Source organism: Streptomyces sp. NPDC006551 (assembly GCF_040611675.1).
Classification (GTDB): Bacteria; Actinomycetota; Actinomycetes; order Streptomycetales; family Streptomycetaceae; genus Streptomyces.
Genome location: NZ_JBEXOT010000036.1, coordinates 1 through 19421, shown reverse-complemented (window position 1 = coordinate 19421; position 19421 = coordinate 1). Strand labels below are relative to the sequence as shown.

At 67.4% G+C, this 19421-nt stretch carries 16 protein-coding genes and 1 pseudogene; 8 read left to right on the top strand and 9 right to left on the bottom strand.

Annotation, left to right across the window (positions count from 1 at the left end; all coding sequences use genetic code 11):
- Window positions 1-9 precede the first annotated feature (9 nt).
- Both ABZY12_RS26085 and ABZY12_RS26080 read right to left on the bottom strand, forming a co-directional pair.
- Window positions 10-2181, bottom strand: a complete 2172-nt coding sequence (locus ABZY12_RS26085) for a Mu transposase C-terminal domain-containing protein (protein ID WP_356894370.1) — start codon at window positions 2179-2181, stop codon at window positions 10-12.
- Window positions 2178-2903, bottom strand: coding sequence for a TnsA-like heteromeric transposase endonuclease subunit (locus ABZY12_RS26080; protein WP_356894368.1), 726 nt, complete (start codon window positions 2901-2903; stop codon window positions 2178-2180). Before ABZY12_RS26080 ends, ABZY12_RS26085 begins: the two co-directional genes overlap by 4 nt.
- A gap of 438 nt (window positions 2904-3341) precedes the next feature.
- Here ABZY12_RS26080 and ABZY12_RS26075 point away from each other — a divergent pair, with 438 nt between their 5' ends.
- Complete coding sequence (locus ABZY12_RS26075; RefSeq protein WP_356894366.1) at window positions 3342-5459, top strand: helix-turn-helix transcriptional regulator; 2118 nt, start codon at window positions 3342-3344, stop codon at window positions 5457-5459.
- A 32-nt stretch (window positions 5460-5491) separates the two neighbouring features.
- On the opposite strand, the gene ABZY12_RS26070 is transcribed toward ABZY12_RS26075, so the two are convergent.
- Window positions 5492-6496 carry a TniQ family protein gene (locus tag ABZY12_RS26070; RefSeq protein ID WP_356894364.1) on the bottom strand — a complete coding sequence of 335 codons (1005 nt, stop codon included), beginning with the start codon at window positions 6494-6496 and terminating at the stop codon, window positions 5492-5494.
- A 140-nt stretch (window positions 6497-6636) separates the two neighbouring features.
- On the opposite strand from ABZY12_RS26070, the gene ABZY12_RS26065 reads away from it, so the two are divergent.
- Together ABZY12_RS26065 and ABZY12_RS26060 are read left to right on the top strand one after the other, a co-directional pair.
- Window positions 6637-7206, top strand: coding sequence for a hypothetical protein (locus tag ABZY12_RS26065; protein ID WP_356894362.1), 570 nt, complete (start codon window positions 6637-6639; stop codon window positions 7204-7206).
- A 38-nt stretch (window positions 7207-7244) separates the two neighbouring features.
- The gene (locus tag ABZY12_RS26060; RefSeq protein ID WP_356894360.1) at window positions 7245-8222 is read left to right on the top strand and encodes a hypothetical protein; all 978 of its coding nucleotides are present in this window, start codon (window positions 7245-7247) and stop codon (window positions 8220-8222) included.
- A gap of 814 nt (window positions 8223-9036) precedes the next feature.
- Here ABZY12_RS26060 and ABZY12_RS26055 read toward each other — a convergent pair.
- From ABZY12_RS26055 to ABZY12_RS26040, 4 genes and pseudogenes are all read right to left on the bottom strand, one after another.
- Window positions 9037-9804: a hypothetical protein gene (locus tag ABZY12_RS26055; protein WP_356894358.1), complete on the bottom strand. Its 768-nt coding sequence runs from the start codon at window positions 9802-9804 to the stop codon at window positions 9037-9039.
- Between the two features lie 27 nt (window positions 9805-9831).
- A complete protein-coding gene (locus ABZY12_RS26050; RefSeq protein WP_356894356.1) occupies window positions 9832-10419 on the bottom strand; it encodes an ATP-binding protein in 588 nt (195 codons plus the stop codon).
- A pseudogene (locus tag ABZY12_RS26045) lies at window positions 10376-11119 on the bottom strand (IS21 family transposase); the annotation flags it as partial. The pseudogene ABZY12_RS26045 and the gene ABZY12_RS26050, both read right to left, overlap by 44 nt.
- Before the next feature lie 750 nt (window positions 11120-11869).
- A complete protein-coding gene (locus ABZY12_RS26040; RefSeq protein ID WP_356894354.1) occupies window positions 11870-12448 on the bottom strand; it encodes a hypothetical protein in 579 nt (192 codons plus the stop codon).
- A gap of 1038 nt (window positions 12449-13486) precedes the next feature.
- On the opposite strand from ABZY12_RS26040, the gene ABZY12_RS26035 reads away from it, so the two are divergent.
- The 5 genes from ABZY12_RS26035 (at window position 13487) to ABZY12_RS26015 (ending at window position 17714) form a co-directional block, all read left to right on the top strand.
- Entirely contained in the window at window positions 13487-13795 is a 309-nt protein-coding gene (locus ABZY12_RS26035; RefSeq protein ID WP_356894352.1) for a hypothetical protein, read from the top strand.
- Window positions 13796-14764: 969 nt separating this feature from the next.
- Complete coding sequence (locus ABZY12_RS26030) at window positions 14765-15025, top strand: hypothetical protein (protein WP_356894350.1); 261 nt, start codon at window positions 14765-14767, stop codon at window positions 15023-15025.
- Window positions 15026-15328: 303 nt separating this feature from the next.
- Complete coding sequence (locus ABZY12_RS26025; protein WP_356894348.1) at window positions 15329-16207, top strand: hypothetical protein; 879 nt, start codon at window positions 15329-15331, stop codon at window positions 16205-16207.
- 61 nt (window positions 16208-16268) lie between these two features.
- The gene (locus ABZY12_RS26020; RefSeq protein WP_356894346.1) at window positions 16269-16718 is read left to right on the top strand and encodes a hypothetical protein; all 450 of its coding nucleotides are present in this window, start codon (window positions 16269-16271) and stop codon (window positions 16716-16718) included.
- Window positions 16719-16931: 213 nt separating this feature from the next.
- Complete coding sequence (locus tag ABZY12_RS26015) at window positions 16932-17714, top strand: SAM-dependent methyltransferase (RefSeq protein ID WP_356894344.1); 783 nt, start codon at window positions 16932-16934, stop codon at window positions 17712-17714.
- A gap of 13 nt (window positions 17715-17727) precedes the next feature.
- On the opposite strand, the gene ABZY12_RS26010 is transcribed toward ABZY12_RS26015, so the two are convergent.
- Window positions 17728-18678 (bottom strand): helix-turn-helix transcriptional regulator, encoded by a 951-nt coding sequence (locus ABZY12_RS26010; protein ID WP_356894342.1) that lies wholly within the window; start codon window positions 18676-18678, stop codon window positions 17728-17730.
- Window positions 18679-18749: 71 nt separating this feature from the next.
- Complete coding sequence (locus ABZY12_RS26005) at window positions 18750-18989, bottom strand: DUF397 domain-containing protein (RefSeq protein ID WP_356894340.1); 240 nt, start codon at window positions 18987-18989, stop codon at window positions 18750-18752.
- Window positions 18990-19421 lie beyond the last annotated feature (432 nt).

Genomic DNA, 19421 nt, shown 5'->3' with positions numbered 1-19421 from the left:
TGGTGGTGCCTAGGACTCGGCGGGTCGGGGAGGTGTCTGGTGCAGGCGCCGGGGGTCGACATCCATGCTGGGCGGGGTGGTGATGCGGTCGAAGTCGGGGCGGGGAATGCCGGCATAGGGGTCCTTCACCGGCTCCGGGCCCACATGTGGGCCTCGCTCCAGTGCGCTGCCTCCCTCAGGCTGGGTGGGGGAGGGGCCGCGCCCGGCACGTTCCAGGATCCGGCGTACGGCACGGGCGATCGCCGACTCCTGCTTCACGCTGCCACCCTGCTCAAGATGGGCGGCAAGGGCCCGGTCCCAGACCTGTTCGGTCCACACATCACCGATCAGACGCTGATGGATGAACTCGGCCTCGACGAAAGAACCGTCCCGGTGGTCTTGCAGCCAGAGCTTCTCGGGCTGGTGCGGGTGGTAGCGCACGGGCCAGCGCCGGCCCTTCCCGGGCCATCCGGACAGGGCGCCGCGGTATCCCTTGAGAGCGGCGCTGTCGTAGGTGCGGTTGTTGAGCCGGATGCCGTGCTCGGTGACCTGGACCCACGCGGTGGGCAGCAGCTTGAGACGGTCCTCGGCACCGAGGCGGACCGGTACGTAGCCGCTGCTGGCCACGTGGGCGGCGAACATCTGGTTGGGGGTGCGGGGAGGCATCGACGGCAGGAACGGATTGCGCAGTTCGGCGTGGGGGCGCTGCTGCCATCCCACGGCGATCCACTCCTGGAGGATGCTGTTGAGCTGCTCCAGGGTCCACAGCGGCGTGCCGTCGGCGTCCTTGGCCCGAGCGGTGAGGCCGGGACCGGTGTAGCCGGCGACGTACTGGCTGAAGAGGCTCTTCACCGACCGGAACGTGCGCTCGATGATCGCCTTGTGGGTGGGGGAGTGGTAACAGGCGGGACGGACCGAGATGCCGAGGTGGGCACAGGCGTCCATGAAGGCACGGCCGGCGAACACCTTGCCGTTGTCCATGACGATCATGTCGGGGACGATCACCGGCCGGGCGGCGGCGTGCCGCATCCGCTCGTCCGTCTCGACGAGCTCCTCATACGGCAGGCCGGAGCCCTTGGCGTGAGCCTGCTTGGACCATCCGGGCCGCATCGGCTGCGGGGTGCACATGTCGGCAAGCAGCAGCAGGGCGTCGACGGCCTTGGTGGCCCGCCCGCCGTGGCGCCGGCTGTCGGGTTTGCTCTTCGTTCCGCTGCTCTTTGGCCGGATGACCGCGGCGAGGATGGTACGGGTGGCGACGTCGATGGCCGCAGTCAGTTCGACCGAGATCACGCGGCCGGATTCGTCCAGGGCCCGGATTCTCAGGGCGGTGGTGTCGATCTGAACCTGCTCGCCGGGCGCCGTGGCAACGGTGGGGGTGAAAGGCGGCGCGGGCTGGTACGTGTCGGTGCTGTTCCCGGCTCGGCCGGTATCAGGGCGGCAGTGGATGCCGAGGCGGTCCAGGAGGCGGTAGAACGTGGCACGTGAAGGCATGAGGCGCTTCGCTTCCGCCTTCTTGAACTTTTTCACGCAAGCTCTTTTCAGTAGTTCGAACAGCCGGGACCGGGTCCCGCGCGGTTTGCCGTGCAGCCGCTTGTGGATCTGGCGCAGCAGCTGGACTACACGCCCGTCGACCCGGCCATGGGAACTCGCTGTGCGGATATGGCGTTTGTCGACCAAGCCCCATACGCCCTCGGCCAGCCACGCCAGCCGCTTGCGCTCCACGGTGGCCGCGGAGACCTTGTGGTGTGCGGCTTGCAACTCAGCGGCCTTGGTGGCGTACCGCTCGCGCAGGGTGGTGAGCGTGGGGTCGTAACAGGCCCGCGGCGTGGCGCCGGAACTGGCGTGGCCGGGCAGACCGGTATGCACCTCCAGCACGTGGTCGAGCCAGAAGGCGACTTGCTCCTGCGCTCTTTGAGGAAGTCCCTCGAGTAGAGCCAGGCTCGCCAGCCCGTCCACAGCCGAGCGGTCTTTCCTGCACGGCGCCGGGCGGGGTCGCTGCTCGCCGGGTCTTTGCGCTCTCAGCACGGTGAAGTCGGACGCCTGCAGCAGTGCGTCGACGAGGATGGTCGCGTCCTCGCCCTGCGGGCTCTGGCTGAGCAGGTACACGCTGTGGCCCTGCAACGCGGCCACCAGGTAGGTGCCGCCTTGCCAGCACACAGCGTCCCCCAACGCCACCGATGCCGAGGAAGAGAGCACCTTCATGCGGCCACCGACCGTCCGGAAACGACCAGGGAGTCCGCCGGAGCGAAGGGGCGCTCCCAGTTGATCACCAGCTCCTGCGTCCAGATCAGATGGTGTGCCCGGCCGGTCGCCTCCAGTCGGGGCAGGCCGCTGGACTCGATGCCTTCGGCGAAGGGCAGCGGACGAGCGAAGACCTCATGCAAGACCCGCGTGGCACGCTCGTCCGCCCACCGCGCATGCCGATACCGCGACAGCCGGCGCCGGTTGGCCGCCACCACAGCATGGATGTCCGAGACGACCCGAAGCTGCCAGCCGGTCTGCCCCGTGGCCGTCTGCAGCAAACGCATCTGCCCCGCCCACGTCTCGCCCCGGGCCTCCCGGGTCTGCGGCGGGCACACCACCAGGCAGCCTTCACCTGAGCGCAGCCGGGCGAAGAAGTCCGGCACCACCACGCTGCCATGGTCGGGGGAGCCAAGCCGCAGGGGCCACGAGGCGAAGGTTTCCACCGACGGGTCGAAGTCGAGTTCCTGCGCAGCCCGCCAGGCGCCCAGGTTGGCGCACCCCGCGTGCCGAGGCGTGTCGGCCAGTCGCCACCACGTGGCAATCGACCGCTTCCCCCGGTACTGCACCGGACGCCACACCGGCTCCCGCCACTCCAACGCCTCCCCACTCACCTCAGCGACAGGACATCGCCTCAGTCGTCCGGCAGCGGAGTTGAACTCGGCCCACACGGCCCCGCCCATCAGCATCCTTCCCAAGACCACAGATCGACTGTGTGATCGACAGAAGGAACACCGTGACGGCTTCCAAGATCCGAACGGAAGTAGTTCGCCCACAAGACGCTCGCACGAGTGAGCGCACGCACGCGCCGCGCGCCCTCTCGATCGTGTGACCGACCCCGCCCCTGAGCCGCCTCCGCCCTGCCCTGCAGGCACCACCGGAAGGTACGCACGCGCGGCGGCCCGGGCGCATGTCCACCTCCTCGCGCGCGCCCCTCGAACGGGTATATGTATCCACCGTCGCGGTACGGCTTTGTGCAGGTCAGATCGTCGCACCGGCAGGCTGAACGTTCATTCCCCTCACCACGGCCGCCCCCGCGCCAGGCATGCTGCGCCGCGAAGCGAAAAGACCACCGGACGGCGCCCCCGTCCTCATAGGCTGCCCGGGGGGAACACACAGCCATGGACGCACTGTTCGGCACGGACGCCCTCACCAGCACCTCCGCCGGCACCGCGCCCCTGCCACAGGAGCGACAGGCTCTGCGCCGCGCGTGCGAGCTGTCCGTCTACCAAGTCGCCAGTGCCTGCTCGGTCAGCGAAGCCGCCGTCCGAGCCTGGGAACACGGAACCGCCACCCCAAGCGGCGACAACGCCGCCGTATACGGGCAGCTGCTTCAGGGACTGCGGGCCTATGTGACCAAGACCCCGCTGGACCGTGCCACCGTCCCCCTGCCGGACTGGGCGGCCCTGGGCGCGCTGCGCCACCGGATCCCCTTCCGCGACAGCCCCGCGCCGACCTGCTGGCGGTGCCATCAGCCCACCTCGCAGCGGGTGGGGGGCACGCCACAGCACCTCGGCACCCGCTGCCCCGACCCCCACGCCACCAGTCCGGCACCCGCCCCGCCAACCGAGCACCTCCACGCCCCCGAGCGCCCCCGAGTACCTGCACCGCGGCCCGCGAACCGCGTGGACTACCCGGCACAGGGCCGCAGTACAGCCGCAGGCCCTCTCGCCGTCCTCGCAGCCACTCCCTCCGGAGCCCTGACCGCTCACCTGGCAGGCGGAAGCACCGTCGTCTGCCCCGCCGACGACATAGCCGGACTGCTGGCATGGGCCACCACCGCGGGCCTGGGCGCGCCGGCCGTGAAGGCAGGCGGCCTCAACGCTGGCCCCCTGCTCGTTCTGACCCACACCGCGACCACCCTCCTCTCGCTCCCGCCGACCCCGCCTTCACCAGCACAACGGCACCCGCGCAGCAACCACCCTGTCCACACCCAGCTCAGAGCGATCGGCTGGCAGTCCAATGCCCAAGGTCTTGGACCCTGGACCACCCTGCATCCCGTCCACGGTGACCCCATCACCGACGGTGTCCACCTGGCGATCACAGCTTGGGGCGCCCTGCACGGCGACACCTGGCAGCTGCCAGCCCACCTCAGCCCACCCCAGATCGCCCAGCTCCTCGGCGCATACACCCGCCTGCTGCGCACCCCCACAGGGCCCCCGGGAGAATGCGGGCACCGACTCATGAGCGACCTACGTCCGCCGGAGCACCGTCACGCCTTCACCAACGTCCTGCTCTGCCACGGCGCGGCGGGCGCCCTCACCCAGAGCGTCGACCCCGCTCCCTGCGAGGCCCCCGACGGCCACCGCCTGGCCCGCGGTCTTACAGCCCACGACCGCATGACGGTGGAAGACATCGACTGGTGGCGGTCACCCACCGATGCCGAGGCCACTGCCCCCTATGTCGTATGCCTGGCCGTGAACCTCTCCCACGTCGCCGACAGCAACAACATCCGCGTCGCCGCCGGCCCCGCCAGGACCGTGCAGCACCCCGCCTTCCACCCCAAAACCCCCGGTAGCTGGTTCGTTGACCTGTCCGGCACCCCCCAGCACCCTCACCTGCCGACGCCCTACGTGACCGCTGGGCCCGCATGGCACCCCACCGAAGCCGTCACCTACGCGCAGCAACGCGGCGCCTCGATCCACCCGACCAAGGGCCATCTCCGCACAGGACCTGCAGGCCCCTACCTCAACCCCTGGTACCAGCGCATCCGCGACGCACGCGCCGCAGCACTAGCCCGCCTCGAAATCACTCCCGCCATGCAGCCCGAAGCACTGTGCCACGCCCTTGAGCACCTCGACGAAGGCGACCCGATCAGCAGGCTGTTGCTTCACGCCGTGGACGCAACAGCGACCCACAGCATCAGCATGCTCGCCCAGCAGCCCGCCGACCCCGATCACATCCCCGACCACCCCTTCGACACCCCACCCATTCCCACATGGCGCCCCGACCTGCGCGCCAGCCTCATCGCCAATGCCCGCACCAACATCCACCGCAAACTCGGCATGACCGCCCGCACCGGCTACTTCCCGCTGGCCGTCCACCAGGACCACATCCTGTTCGCAACCCGCACCCCCAGCGTCCTGGAGATCACCAGCCAGAGCAGCAGCGGCTTCCGACTGGGCATCTCTCCAGGCCAGGCCAGCCCCGCCGGCACCCGCACCATGGCCTGGTACCTCCACCACTGCGCACAGCAGCTCAACCCAGCGCAGCTGCTGAGGGACGCCCCGACCCGATGACCACATCCAGACGTCACCACGCCACCCGCGCCCTACACCGTCGTCACCGATCCACCCCACCGCCAGGGAAGGCAGGACACGTCCTCAAGGCGACCTCGCTCTGGAAAACCCCGGTGCGGCTCCATCAACGGCAGCCGCTCCCGAAGGTACCCAGGCGGGGGAGGACCCTGCCGACGCCGGGCCGCCACAGGCGTCGCAATGCTGTGCTCCATCGTCCATGCCCGCAACGCCCGGTATCCGCCCCGCTCCATGCCTTCGGCCATCCCCAGCCGCTCCCCGGCCCAGTCGATCCAGCGACGCGACACCCAGTCCGGCGCACCATCGTCGAACTCCCGGCCCCAACGGCGCTGCCGCTCGTACACAGCCATGGCCTCGGCCAGCCTGACCGCTTCCGGGTACGTCACCAAAAACACCCACGCCAACTCACGCCCGAGCCCGAGCTCTCCCTGACGGCACGCCCACACCGTTGCCGAACCCATCTGGCGACACTGCCACCAGAAGCTGCTCACCTGCGCCGCGTCAGCCAGCAAAGCCCGCGCGTACGGACCGAGCCGGTCCCTAAGGCGCAGCCACCTGCGATGCGCCACCACAACGTCGCGCGCTGGCGCGAGAGAACGCTGCTCCGCAGGGTCCGCCGAACTCAGCCATCTGCCATGCCGCATACAGACCTGCCAGGTCTCCCCACTGGCCACCCAAGCCGGCTGCAAGCCGTCACCGCGGCTACGGACACACACGCTGCACTCCGCCATCACCGTCCAACCGGCCGGCCACGCCGTGACGCGCACCGCCTGGGCGCCAACCCGGCCGCCAAGCGTCGGCAGAGCCCGCCGCAGATGTTCCACATCGCGACCAGCCAGCACCGCCAGCTTTACCGTCGCCGCCTCGCTCAGAAGCACCTCACCCAGGCGCCAGTCCGCCGAGCCCGGCGTGCGCCTGCCCAGCAGCTCCAGCACGTGCGCGGACGACAGCGCGTTGGCCTCGGCAAGCCGGCTGATGAAAGAACCGGTCGACTCGCCATTAACTGGCGAGAGGTCCACCCGAAGAGCCGAAACCCCACCCACACCGCCCCGGCCCTCCGTCACTCGCGCCGACTTGCTCCCGCGCCCCCGAAGGAACAACGACAAGCCCACACGCAGGCAACGCCCCGCCACGTCGAAGGAAGAGCGAGCCTGCGGCGGTGAAGCCGACGATCACCTCCGTCGCCCAAGCGCTCGACCTCGCTGACGCCCGGCATTGGACGCGACAGCCGCCCAAACACCCCACCGCCCGCCTCAACCACCTACTGCTGGCGCAGGACATCGCCACGCTGGCGGCCCGCCTGTTTACCCACCCAGAAACCCTCACCTTCTGGAGGCAATGCGACACCACAAGCCTCAGTGACTCGCAGACCCGTCTCATCGAGCGGGAGATCCTGCGCACCTGGCAGACAGCGATCCGGCACCGAGCCCATCGGCGGATCCTCGATCACCACGGCTGCGTCGCTGTCCAGATCCGGGCCCGCTTCACCTACACCACTCACCACGGCGAACACGAAGACCCCCGCCTGCACCACCTGACCGAAGAACTACCCGCCCTGCACGCCCGAGCGCTGTTCGAAGCGCAGCACCAACAGGCTCCAGAACACCACCTACGCCGGATCCTTGCCGACGGCATCGCCGAGGCCTACTTCTTCCGCGCTCTACCCCCCGATCAGCAGCAAGCCGCAGTGACGATCAGCGACCTGCACCACGTCCGCTTCCACTACTAAGCCCCGCACAGCCAACTCCGCCCAACAGGACAGATCACGTGGCCCTCATCTACGCCTTCCAAGACGCCCTCGGGCACTGGCACGGCGACGTCGACGCCCCACTCATCGAAGAAGGACCAGATCACGGCACCCTTACCTACCTGCCCGTTCCCGGCACGCCCGAGGCAGAGAGCCCCTTCGCGGGCCAGACTCTCGAGGTCCTGGTGGCCGCCACTGACCTGGACCCGGGGCCGGTGACCTATCAGCTCGATGACGGAGGCCGCTTCCAGGCCACCTGGTACGTGTACACCTTGCTGGCAGCACCTGTTGGTAGCCGCCCCGTCCCCGACGCCTCCGACAACACGCCAGAGTCCTACCTGGACATCGCCCTCACCGACAACGGCCGCCGCTACCTCATGACCGCAACCCGCAACAACGACGGCCACCTGGCCATCAGCCTCAGAGCATGCACCCTTGGCGGGGAGGTCCAAGGCGAGCTCACTGGCACCATCGACATGCAGGACATCCCTGGCCTCACACGACTCCTCGGCAGCGTGAGCACAACCACGGGCACCCCATCCAAACCGGCGCCACCACACACGACCAATGTGCCTGCGCCCAGGCGCGGCGCCCAGTGGACAGACCAAGAGCGCACCCGGCTCGTCGACCGCTACCGTCAGGAACGGGACTTCAGCCGGCTGGGCCACGAATTCGGGCGCAGCGCCCTGTCCATCCAGTTCCAGCTCTTTCAGCTCGGCCTCGCCAAACGCCCAGCAACAACTCCCCCCACTACACCCACACCTCCACCACTGCGGACCGGTCCGACGCATGAGGAACTACGCAAAACCCACACCCGGTCTCACACGCCATGGACTGACCAGGAAGAGCGCCAGCTCGCCCTGTGCTGCGAGCAGGGCGCGACCGCAGAAGAAATGAGCCACGAGTTCGGGCGAACCGTCGGAGCCATCGAGTCCCGGCTCAGACTCACTGGAGCGCAGGGCCCTGCGGCCGACCGAGCACGGGAGCAGTTCCCGTAGGGCTCTCGTCCCGAGACCTTTTCCACCATCTGGCCCGAGGGTGTAGATCACAGGACCGGGGGCATGCGGGGGTTGAGCGCATGGGACCGCTCTGGATAGGCAGGGCCTGCCGGTCTCCCCCCCACTCTGGCAGGCTCCTGGGTGGATGAACGGCCCGCACCACTGGGTGATGGTGCGGGCCGTTTGGCATGTAGCGCAGACCGAAGCCCACGGTCTTCGAGCCCGGCTCCGCTGGCCGGCGCCGGGCCGGGGAGCGGTCGCGCGAGCTCGTCCAGGCCGCCCAAACTGTCCGCCGCGGCCGCAGTCCGCCGGTACCTCGTCGGATGTGCCGGGTAACCGGGACGTTCGGCGCGGAGGGCGACGGCTGCCAGCCGTCGGCTTCCTTATGCTTCCCAGCCGTCCCGTATTCCTGGCTCGCACATCTCGCCTGCTGCTCACTGCCGACCTGGCTTTGTTCACGAGAAATGGTTCTGGCTCACTTTCCGTGGAGTGTGCACGCTGAGTGACGGTTAGCGAGCGAGCGAGCGATCCCTGGGGAAGTTGCCCGGAATTGAGCCGTACCGGGTGCGGTGTGGCTGACAATTCGGCCCGTGGAAGAAGTGGTGCTCCGGCTGGAGGAGTTGCTGTTCCCGTCGATCGCCGATGTGGCGGTGCTGTCGGTCGACGTGAACGACGAGGCGGTACACATAGTGGCCCGAAGCACTGTGGCTGGGGCCGTCTGTCCCGACTGTGGGAGCTGGTCTCGGCGGATTCACAGCTCCTACCTGCGCTTTCCCTGTGGACGTTCACGTAATTCCTCACGTCCACGGTCACGTTATTCCCCAGGGCGTGATCGTGTGAGGCCCGTTCCGACCCGGTTCAGCATCTGGCCGAGCAGGTGGAGGGCTCGGGCTGGTGTCGGTGCTCCGCGAGAGGTGCCCTCCCAGTAGGCGTCGGTGAGCGACTCGACGGTTGCGAGGGTCTGGTTGTTGTTCTCGGCGGCCAGTACCAGGATGAAACGCACGTAGTCGCCGATGTCGGTCCCCTGTGGGTGCTGCTCGACGAAGCCCCGAAGCCGTGGGGTCAGGGCGGGCAGCGTGCGGGCAGTAGGGAACACCACGGCGAGGCCGGCGAGGGCCAGCCGAACTGCCGGACATTCGACTGCCCACCGGGCGAGCAGGTCCGGTGTGTGAGACCGGACCGCCTCGCGGGCTCGGTCCTCGCTCTCCGGATCTGCATGCCGCGGTGAGTTGGGCCAGCAGTCGGCCAGGTGGCGGTCGGCGGCAGTGGCCGTGCTGAACAGCAGGTCGATCGCCTTGAAACGCTGCTGTGGTGGCACCCGGTCATCGACGGCCAGGGCCGCCAGCAGGGGGACGCCGGCGGCGGTGCCCGGCTGGCAGGTGTCCTGGTGGAGGATCCCGTTGTAGAAGTCGCCGAGGAAGAACCTGTCGTCCGTCCAGAACGGGTCGACCGAGGACTGGAACAACATCGCGGCCTGCGGTGGCTGCGGGTCTGCCAGACGGTCGGCGATGACGTCCCGGAAGACCCGCCGGATTGGTGGCTCGTCCGGCAGGTCGTTCCGGTCGGAGGTGTGCATGTTCATGGCCAGCGCAGCCTACTGCTGTGTGGATCAGTCAGCCTTGGCTGCCGCGGCAGTGCTCGTCCTGGGTCGCTTGTTGGGGCGGTAGCTGGGGCCGTTCATGATGACCTGGTGGCTGGTGTTGATGAGCCGGTCCAGGAGAGACTCGGCGACGACGGGGTTGGGGAAGAGGGGATACCAGTCGCTGGGCGCCCTGTTGCTGGTGATGATCAGGGACCGTCCCTGTCGCTCGGAGACGAGTTCGTAGAGGTCGTCGGCCTGGGCCGCGGACAGCTGGCGCATGGCGAAGTCGTCGAGGATGAGGACGTCGGGGCGGACGAGTTCGCGGATCCGTTTCTCCCAGGTGCGGTCCGCGTGGCCGCCGGCGAGGTCGGCGAGGATGCGGCTGGTTTTGGCGAAGCGGACGTGGGCGCCCTGGCGGACGGCGAGATGGCCGAGGGCCTGGGCGATGTGGGTCTTGCCGACTCCGACCGGGCCGAAAAGGATGACCGACTCGCCGGCGTGGAGCCAGCGCAGGGCGCCGAGGTCGCGGATCTGGGCGGCGGGCAGTTTCGAGGAGGCGGTGAAGTCGAACTCCTCCAATGAGAATGCCCTTGATCGTGCGGTAGGACGGGTCACCGACCGCGATGGCCCTCGCGCAGGCGGCCTCCAGACGCGTCTCGCCGTACTTCTTCCGCAGCCCGAGCACCCCCTGGGCAGCGCGGAGCCGATAGAGGACGTTGACCTCCAGCAGCTGGTCGACGACCTCGCGACAGGCGTCGCCGACCTCGGACGCCTGGCTGCGGCACCAGACCGGCGTCCGCATCTGGAAAGCGATCTTCTCCGGCGGGTAGTCGCTCTTGTCGGTGCGTTTTCCCTGGTCGAGGGCAGTGTGGGTCTTGACGAGCTGGCCGTCGTGGAAGACCTGGACCATCGTGGCGGTGGAGCGGACGTCGACGCGGCGACCGATCAGCTTCCACGGCACCGAGTAGAGGGTGCGGCCGACCTTGATGTGGATATCCGGGCCGACCGTGGCCGTCGACCAGCGGGCCAGCACGAACGGCGTCGGCGGCAGAGGCAGCAGTTCAGCTGCCTCCAGCGCGTCGAACACGGTCATCGGGGCGGCCCCGCCCAGCGGCCGGCACTTCCGGCGGCCGGCGACCTGCTGGCTCCAGGTCACAGCCTCGGCCTGCAGGTGCTCGATCGAGGTGAACTCCCGACCTCGCCAGAACGAGTCACGGACATAGGGCATCGGTCGCTCGACCCGCGGCTTGTCCTTCGGCTTCGCCGCCCGAGCAGGATCGACCAACGCGCCGTAGTGCGTCGCGAGTTCGGCATACGGACCTCCCGTGTGAGATCGCCCGAGCCTGCCGTTCTATTCTGAACACGTTCAGTCGAGTGTGGGGGATGTCGATGAGCGCTTCGGTGAGACGGTGGTCGGCTCTGGTCGCCGCGTTGGCATGGGCATGCGTTGCTTGCGCTGCAGGTGGAGGCGCGGCTCGCATTGATCAGTCGGCGCTTGTGGGCGAGTGGAGCAGCCCGGGTGGCGCTCTTGTTCGCTTTCGGGCGGACCGCAGCATGACGGGGAAAAGCCTGAACAACGCGATGCTGGGAGGCACATCGTGCCCGGACGCTGCCACCGGGCGCTGGAGCTTCTTCAGCTCGCCGGACGACGCGGGTTCCTCCTTTGCCGACAACGCCCTCGCCAGCGGCGACACGGTCTCCTTGAGCATCGATTCTCCGGCGGACTCCTGCCTCTTGTCGGCTTTGGTCCGACGTGACGAGCAGGGACTCAATCTCTGCCTGGTAGAAGATCCTGATTCTGACTGCTCCGCCGACGAACTACTCCGCCTCCAGTCAGTGCGGGAAGACCGGGCTGTGAAGTGACACGCACTCCCAGCTGTTGAAGGGGCATCACAAGATCCCCGACAGAGCCGAAAAGCGTGACCGCTGACAGACCATGCCTGCATGCACATGTTCCTCGCGCGGCGGCCAGATCAAATTGATGATGAAGCCCGCCGACAGCATCATGCCCCGTAGCGACGCACAGCCGACACGTTGGACGGAGCCTCCGACGCTCGACCCTCGGTCAGTGGCGGTATTCGTACCGGTGGAGGCGTGAACGGGCGTCGGTTTCGGTGGTGCCAAGGCCTTCAGCAATCCTGGGCCAGGGGATTTCGTCGCCATACATGGCGATGCGCGCCACCTGCGGTCCGACCAACTCGACTATCACCTCGAGCTCGTTCACGGCCTTCAGCGTCGCCAGCGGAGAATCGTCGACGAGACTCTGTAACCGCTCACTCAGCTTGGTCAGGAGGTCGGCGACCTCAGCCGGCAGCGGAACACTCCGCGCCTCGACGTCGTCGAGGTGAGCCGCCCAGTCTGCCGCCACTGCGGAGGTGTCGTACGTGTACGGCCCGCGACGCTGTACCTGGTCCCACTCGATCGGGTACGAGGTATCCGCGCGCCACCCGCACGCGCACTTCGCCCTCATCCGCTCCGCCAAGGGGGCACGGAACGTGCCGTCGTAGACCCACCAGTCTGCCGACTTGTGGAAGCTGCCACCGCTGCCCATGTCGAAGAAGACGGGGCCTGGTTCACTGCCGTCCGGCAGCAGTACACCGACGGCCCCCTCATGGGCCAGGAACCCGTCCCTCTGCCACGGCATTGCCCCTCCTCGGACGCTTCCGTCGGCCGCCCACCGAGCCGCCGCGTTATGCCGCCACCATGAAGCAAAGGTGGCCCTGCCGTCCGGGGAACCGGCGAGAAGCCACCCTCACGTGCGATCGCCAGAGGCATATGTCGGGCGCCAGTCGACCCGCCTCGCACCGGGCCGTCCGAGAAGCGAAGTTGTCTACTGCACTGCGGCCCTTGGAGGTCAGCAACGGCGCCGTCCAGGTCAGTGTGTGGACACCTCCCCGACCCTGCCGGCGGCTTGTCCTGTAGACCCGGGCCGGGTCGGGCAGCACGGGCCTCGAAATCGTCATGGCTGTATGCCGCAGTTTTGAAGTGCGCCGGAGTCGGTGGGCAAGCGTGTCAGGGCCGCTATCGTGCTGGCCGACGACCCCGGCGGCGCCCTGGTTGGCCGCCTGCTGTGACCGTTTCTGCGCTCCTTTCCGCCTGATTCAGGGAAGTCGGCTCAATGGATGCCGAGCGGTAGGCGAGCTGGCTGATAGGTTGCGCATATCGGGGTACACGGGTCGGCATGGCACCGAAGACCGACAACGTCATGTCCTTGCGGGCCGTACGGCAGCTGCGCCGAGTCCGCACTTTCTACGCGGCAGGTGTCCTGCTGTGGGCGGCCGCGGCGGCCGCGGCGGCCTGGACGGGATGGGCGCATCCCGGGAGCCGGCAGATGTGGGTTTCCGTACTTCTCCTGGCTGTCTTCACCGGTCTGCTCGGCACAGCGTCTCTGTGGCTGCGACGCCTCCAGGCAGCCGCAGGACACAGGCCGGCGTATCACGCTGCACCGCGGCAGGCAGTCACCGCACGCCATGCGAACGCCTGAACACGGCCTCCGCAACACTGCGTTCTGGCGTACTGGTGACTGCATGCCTTCGGCCGTCGGCGGTGCGCACGCGAGTAGAGATCAAGCCGTCACCGCTCACCGTCCGATGGCATGTCAGAGACAGTTCAGGACGGGTTCACCGCAGAGAATGCGGGAAGCAGGTCGACACCCAAGCTCCGTCCTATGCGAGGAGTCGCCATGACCACCTTCGTCATCACCGTCCCCGGCACATTCATCTCGGACATCACCGACTCCGCGTGCTCGGTTCTCGAAGGGAAGCTGGCCTCGCAGCACACGGACGTCAGCGAGAGCGAAGGCCTGAACCTCCTCACACTGAACGAAGATGGCACCTTCTCCGTCCGCCTCGAAGTCGACGCCCCAGATCGGTACGAGGCTGAGCTGGACGCCACAAGGCTCGTCTCAGCCGCGCTGAAGGAAGCAGGGATCGCGGAGGCTGATGCCCCGCTCGGCCCGCCCGCCGTCACTGGCATCGACAGCGACCTCTGACCCTTTTCTCGCTGCAGGCTCTGCTGACGAGGCGCGGAGGGAGTCCCCCTCGCAGCGCACTTCCATGGTGGCCGACCAGTCCTCCTTCGGCAGGGTGAAGGTGGCGATCCAATGCGGGTCTGCGCCGCCATACCCCACGTCCACCGTGAGTCTGAAGCCATTGGCGTAGGTCGGGAAGCGCTCACCGACGGCCGTGATCATTTCGAGGCCTTCAGGCAGCGTCCGGGGCCAGGCTGAGTGGCTTGAGGAGGCCGTCGAGCGCATCCGAGGGGTCGCTACAGGCATGATTGTCGGCTTGGCGAGCCGTGCCCTGACCGGTTTCGGACCGGCCACGGGTGACGACGCCGCCATCGCGGGTAAGCCGAGATCGTCCCGGACCGGGATCTGCGGGATGGTCGAAGTGTGCGCGACGAGAGATCCCGGTCGCTCACCGAGATCGACCGTATCTACTCCGACGCGCGCATCATTCACCTTACGATCCGCACCTGGCGGTCACAGGCGTGGGCGATAGCGGGCCTTCATCCGGCAGTCCGGCCGGCATTCCTTTCCACCGCGCCACCCAGCGCCCCGGGCGCCGACTGATCCGCTGTTCTGGGGGCATCGTACGTTTCTGGGCTCTTGTCCGTTTTCATGGAGCTCGGAAACCCCGCACCTCGGTTCACTCCATCGGGTTACTTCCATGAGGGTCGGATGAACGTGCCCTCCCTCCTGGCCCGGAAACCGCTGAACAGCCTTCTGGGCAAATACGAACAGGAATACGCCTGGCGCTGCACGGGAACGATCGCTTCGCGTCGCACGGGCATCTTCAGGCGTCAATAGGCGCAGCGGCGTTCCGTTTTCACGGCCGCTGCAGCGGATGACGCTGCTTCGGCCGGACCTATAACGTTCCGCGCACATGGGTCGGGACCCCTGGTCAGAGGGGCCCCGACGAGAACCATGTACGTGTCGAATCTCGAGAAGAGGACGTCCATGATCCACATCCGCCAGATGCTCAACAGGCTGCTTCCGGCTTCAGCCGAAACTAGCATTCCGCTGGTTTTCATGGCTGAAACACATTCGCTGAGTTGCCTGGCCGTCAAGCTGCGCTGGAGTGCCTTCGCCATGACTGCCCTCGGTGCTGTCACGGCCGTTCATGGCCCGGTCGTACCGGACCACATGTGGTGGGCCGTCATGGCCGGCACTGCCATCGACGGGTCGGTCTTCAGTTACCAGCGCTTCCGCCGCCGCTGAAAGCGGGAAGGGGGCCGCGACATGCGTGGTCCCCTCCCTCGCTCTGCCGGTTCGGCCCCGGCCCGGGGGCAAGCCCCCGGGCCGGGCGCCACAGACAGCGGACGGACAAGAAACGTGACGAAGAGTTCGGCGCGCGCAGGACAAGGCGAATGCTACGAGTACAGCCGATGTGCTTTCCCCCTGTGTGGACGACGGTTCCGGCGGCTCAAAGGCCCGGGAAGACCACGGAGGTACTGCCAGGACGCATGCCGTCGCCGCGCGCAGCGCTTGCGCAGCCGCGGACGAACCGAGGAAACGCCCCTGATGCATGCGCTGCGGCAGGGGCCCGGGGCGGCACTGCGCTTGCAGACCCTGGCAGGAGAGCTGGCCGAAGCAGAACGGCGGGGCAGCGACCTTAAGGAGTTGGCCGAGCGGGCCCTGGCGCTGAGCGCGGCGGCCGACCGCTACCTAGGCGCGGCCGTCCATGACGCCCGCGCCCAAGGCCTCGGCTGGAGCGAAGTGGCCCGCCAGGCACGCGTCACCGAGGCAGCCGCGCGGGCCATGTGGAGCCCCCGCACACCACTTTTGCCGACAGACGGCCATGACCACCGCTGCGAGGCACACCCCCTCAGCCCCGCGGAGAGTGAAACCAGGCCGGCGCCGGCGCCTGCTTCAGACAGCCAGCGCCTTGGCTCGGCCGTCTCCTGCCTGCTGCGCACCCGTGGCGTCACGGTGCAGGAAGCAGCAAGGAAGGCAGACCTTTCCTCCGCCTGCATCCTGCGGCTTGTGACCGGCCACCGCGTACCGGACTGGCCCGTCGTCTTCACCCTGGTCACAGCAGCAGGCGGCCGGCCCGCGGAGTTCCGCCTCCTGTGGGAGTGGGCCCGCAAGATCCAACGGGTGCCCAGACGCTCCGTAGCCGTATCCCTGGCCCGCTTCCACAATGCTTTGCGCGGCCTGCAGTGGGCCTCGGGACAAGCAGCGGTCCCCGCCGACGGCGTCCTGGACGACCGTGGCGTCCTCGCCGCCGTACTCAACGGCGAACTGGTGCCTGACTGGGCGATGACACAGCAGATCGTGCAAAGACTCAAAGGCAATCCTGATCAGGTCAAAGAGCTGTGGGAGGACGTCCGCCACAGCTTCATGATCACCAGCGGCTTCCTTTCTTCGCCGGAGGTGCCCGATGCAGACAACCTCACCTGACCCCCACGGGCCGGGCTCCAGACGGCAGCTCGCACACCCCACCAGAGCAGGCAGGACCTGCGTGAAAGTCCCGCCGTCCTCTGGGGCCACGCCAGAGGACCCCAAGACCGGCCCGCAGGTGCTGGAGATCGGTCTGCCCACCGCGTTCGCCGCGTTCTGCATGCGCCACATGGACACCTACACCCGCTACACCGCCGTGCGCACTGGTGACCCGCACGCTGCGAACGCTCTGGTGAGCGCAGTACTGGGAGACCTGGCCATGGCCTGGACGGAAGTACTGCGAAGCCCCTCACCGTCCGCGCTGGCCTGGCGCCTGCTCTCCACCCGAGCCGGCCGTGACGCCACAGCAGCAGGGCCCCACCGGGTCCTGCCCGCGGCCCAAGCCGACGCGGTACTCCTCCACTACCGCCTCGGACTGCCGGCCGAACAGGCCGCAGAAGTGATGGGCCGCAAAGCAGCCGAATTCACATGGCTGCTGAAACAGGCGGTGAGAACCGGCGCAGCAGCTTGAACCTGGCGCCCGTGCACCCCCGTAGGGATTGTGCGCCCGCGCAGCGGCACCACACCGGGCCGCCATTTCACTCCTGAGAGCACACGAATCTGACGGTTCAGGGTGGATCACGGGGTGCGTAACTCCTAGCATGGAGCCTTGACCTGAGCCTGCCGGACAGACATCTGCCGGACGGGCGTGTGACGGGTGATGGCAATCGGGGGCGCGCAGACGGTGATCGATGTAACCCAGGCCAAAGACGCTCGCATCCACAATTTTTTGCTCGGCGGACATGACCACTACGAGTCCGACCGCGATGCAGCCAGACGCCTGGTGGACCTGGCGCCGAACACCCCCCAACTAGCCCGCATCAACCGCGAGTTTCTCGCTCGGGCCGTTCATTACCTGACCACCCAATGTGGGATCAACCAGTTCCTCGACCACGGATGCGGCCTGCCCACCCGTGACAACGTCCACCAGATCGCCCGCCGCTCGGGCACGGAAGCCCGCGTGGTCTACATCGACAACGACCCCGTCGTCCTTGCCCACGCACGCATGATGCTCGACGATGACCGCACACTGATCCTCAACGCCGATCTGCTCGACTTCAGTACCATCCTCACCCGCAGCGAACAGGCAGGCATGCTCGACGGCACCTCACCCGTGGCGGTGCTGTTCACCTCCGTCCTCCACTGCATCCCCGACGCTCGTAACCCCTGGCGGCATGTAACGGAACTGATGAATCAGCTCCCCTCAGGCAGCGTCCTGGTACTGAGCCACCTGGCCGGCGAGAACTACGAATTAAACGAGGAAGTCTCCGAGCTCATGCGGGAACTCACCGGACAGCAGTGGGCCAAGATCCGTTCCTTCGCCGAAGTAGGGCGGTTCTTCCACGGCCTTGAGCCCATCGGCGGCCCGATCGGAGACGTTGCACGCTGGCGACCTGGGACCGGTCTCAGCCTGCAGCCCGCCGACCGGACATGGAACGTCTACGGCGGCGTCGCCCGCAAGAGATGAACCAGGCCCGCCCTCAACCGGAGAGCTTGTGGATGTAGCCCTTCAAAAGCTTCAGAGTCTGTTCGCGGTCCGCAGCCTTGTGCCACAAAGACGTCAGAACCAGGCGATACCTGTCCACGTCCTCAGGGTTCGTGAGATAGCTGCCGCCGTTGCGCACCTCGAGGTAGACCATGTCCACCTCCCGATGCGTGGGGAACGACAGATAGGTGATGGACGGTGCAGGAGCCATCGCCTCGTCACCAGCACTGAACGGCAATACCCGGATATGGACGTTGCCCATGTTCTCTTCCAGGCTGTACAGCTCACGCAGCTGCATGCGCATGACCGCAGCCCCGCCCACCGGCCGGGCCAGAACGGCCTCGTCCACCAGCGCGTAGTAGTCCGGTGCGCTCGCGTCATGGAGCACATTGCGCCTGTTCTGTCTCACACGCACCGCACGGTCGCGTTTGAGTAGTTGCCTCTCCGCATCCTCGGCAGAAGTGCCTGGCAGAGCGTGTTTCATCAGCGCCCGGGCGTACTCCGCCGTCTGCAGAAGGCCCGGGACGTACTGCACCTCGTAGGTGCGGATCTCCTGCGCGGACGCCTCCACACTGATCAGCCGCTCCAGCCAGCCAGGGATCGCGTCGCGGAACTCCTCCCACCACTGGGTGTCTTGCGAGCGGCTGGCCAGGCGCTCCAAAGACTCCAACTGCTCGGGATCGGTGACGCCGTAGAACTTGGCCAGGGACAGCACCCGGTCCGGCTTCAGGGGCGACTCGCCGTTCTCGAGGCGGCTGAGTGTCGGGGCAGAACCGATCAACCCCGCCTCCACCACATCCACCAGGCGCAGCCCCCGATCCTTGCGCAGCCGGCGCAGGTGGGCCCCTACCACCCTTCCCGCGCCGGCCAGGTGACTACCCGAGTCCTCTCCGTTTCCTACAGCCCAAAGGACTTGACCACCCGCCACCCGCAACTCCCTGGCCACCCGTCGTTGTTACCGTGAGGATCTCAGACTGAGACCCTGTCAGGCGGTCAGCAAGCCTATAGCGGCTAAATTCAGACGATCAGGCGGTCGAACTCGTCACGCTTCGCTCCGGCGAGCATCGCACTGATTTCCGAAGGGGTGAACACCAGTGCCGGCCCACCCGGGAACCGAGAGTTGCGTACCGCGACTTCGTTGTTCGGTAGCCGGGCGAACTCAACGCAGTTACCGCCCTCCGGGTTGCTCGCGGAACTCTTCATCCACTGCACCTCCGGGATGGTGTCGCTCGCGACTCCGTTCGCGTACCTTTCCACTCCTCTTCCTTTCGTCGCTTCCTTTAGGCGGATACACGCACCGGCCATGCCTCCCAGCCTGGGCACGCCCCGGCGCAGGCCGCAGAGTCCTGATGAAATTTCATCGATACGTGGAATGGGGTCGATCTTAGGCTTCCGTTTTCACCCGCGCTGTCCCTCGAAAGAGCGTTCTTTCTAATGTGGTGATCGCATGTATCGGCGCTTGGCCTTGACGGAAGTGGAACCCCGGCCACGGGTGAGCTTGACTTGACTGGATCAGCTGCGGTGGCGAGCCCTGGCGCGGTCCGGGCTGAAGGCGTGGAACCCGAGCCGGCTCTGAAGCGCGAGCAGCGTTCCCCTAGGTCCTGTCTGATAATTGATCTTGTGGTGGGTCGTGGTGAGCTGACGGATGCGGCGTGGGGTCGGATAGCGCCGTTGTTGCCTGGTGTTGAC

Coding starts and splice junctions, on each gene's coding strand:
- ABZY12_RS26055 (WP_356894358.1), bottom strand. CDS start 9,804: ATGAACATGCACACCTCCGACCGGAACGACCTGCCGGACGAGCCACCA.
- ABZY12_RS26085 (WP_356894370.1), bottom strand. CDS start 2,181: ATGAAGGTGCTCTCTTCCTCGGCATCGGTGGCGTTGGGGGACGCTGTG.
- ABZY12_RS26040 (WP_356894354.1), bottom strand. CDS start 12,448: ATGCCGTGGCAGAGGGACGGGTTCCTGGCCCATGAGGGGGCCGTCGGT.
- ABZY12_RS26035 (WP_356894352.1), top strand. CDS start 13,487: ATGACCACCTTCGTCATCACCGTCCCCGGCACATTCATCTCGGACATC.
- ABZY12_RS26025 (WP_356894348.1), top strand. CDS start 15,329: ATGCATGCGCTGCGGCAGGGGCCCGGGGCGGCACTGCGCTTGCAGACC.
- ABZY12_RS26080 (WP_356894368.1), bottom strand. CDS start 2,903: ATGGGCGGGGCCGTGTGGGCCGAGTTCAACTCCGCTGCCGGACGACTG.
- ABZY12_RS26030 (WP_356894350.1), top strand. CDS start 14,765: ATGATCCACATCCGCCAGATGCTCAACAGGCTGCTTCCGGCTTCAGCC.
- ABZY12_RS26075 (WP_356894366.1), top strand. CDS start 3,342: ATGGACGCACTGTTCGGCACGGACGCCCTCACCAGCACCTCCGCCGGC.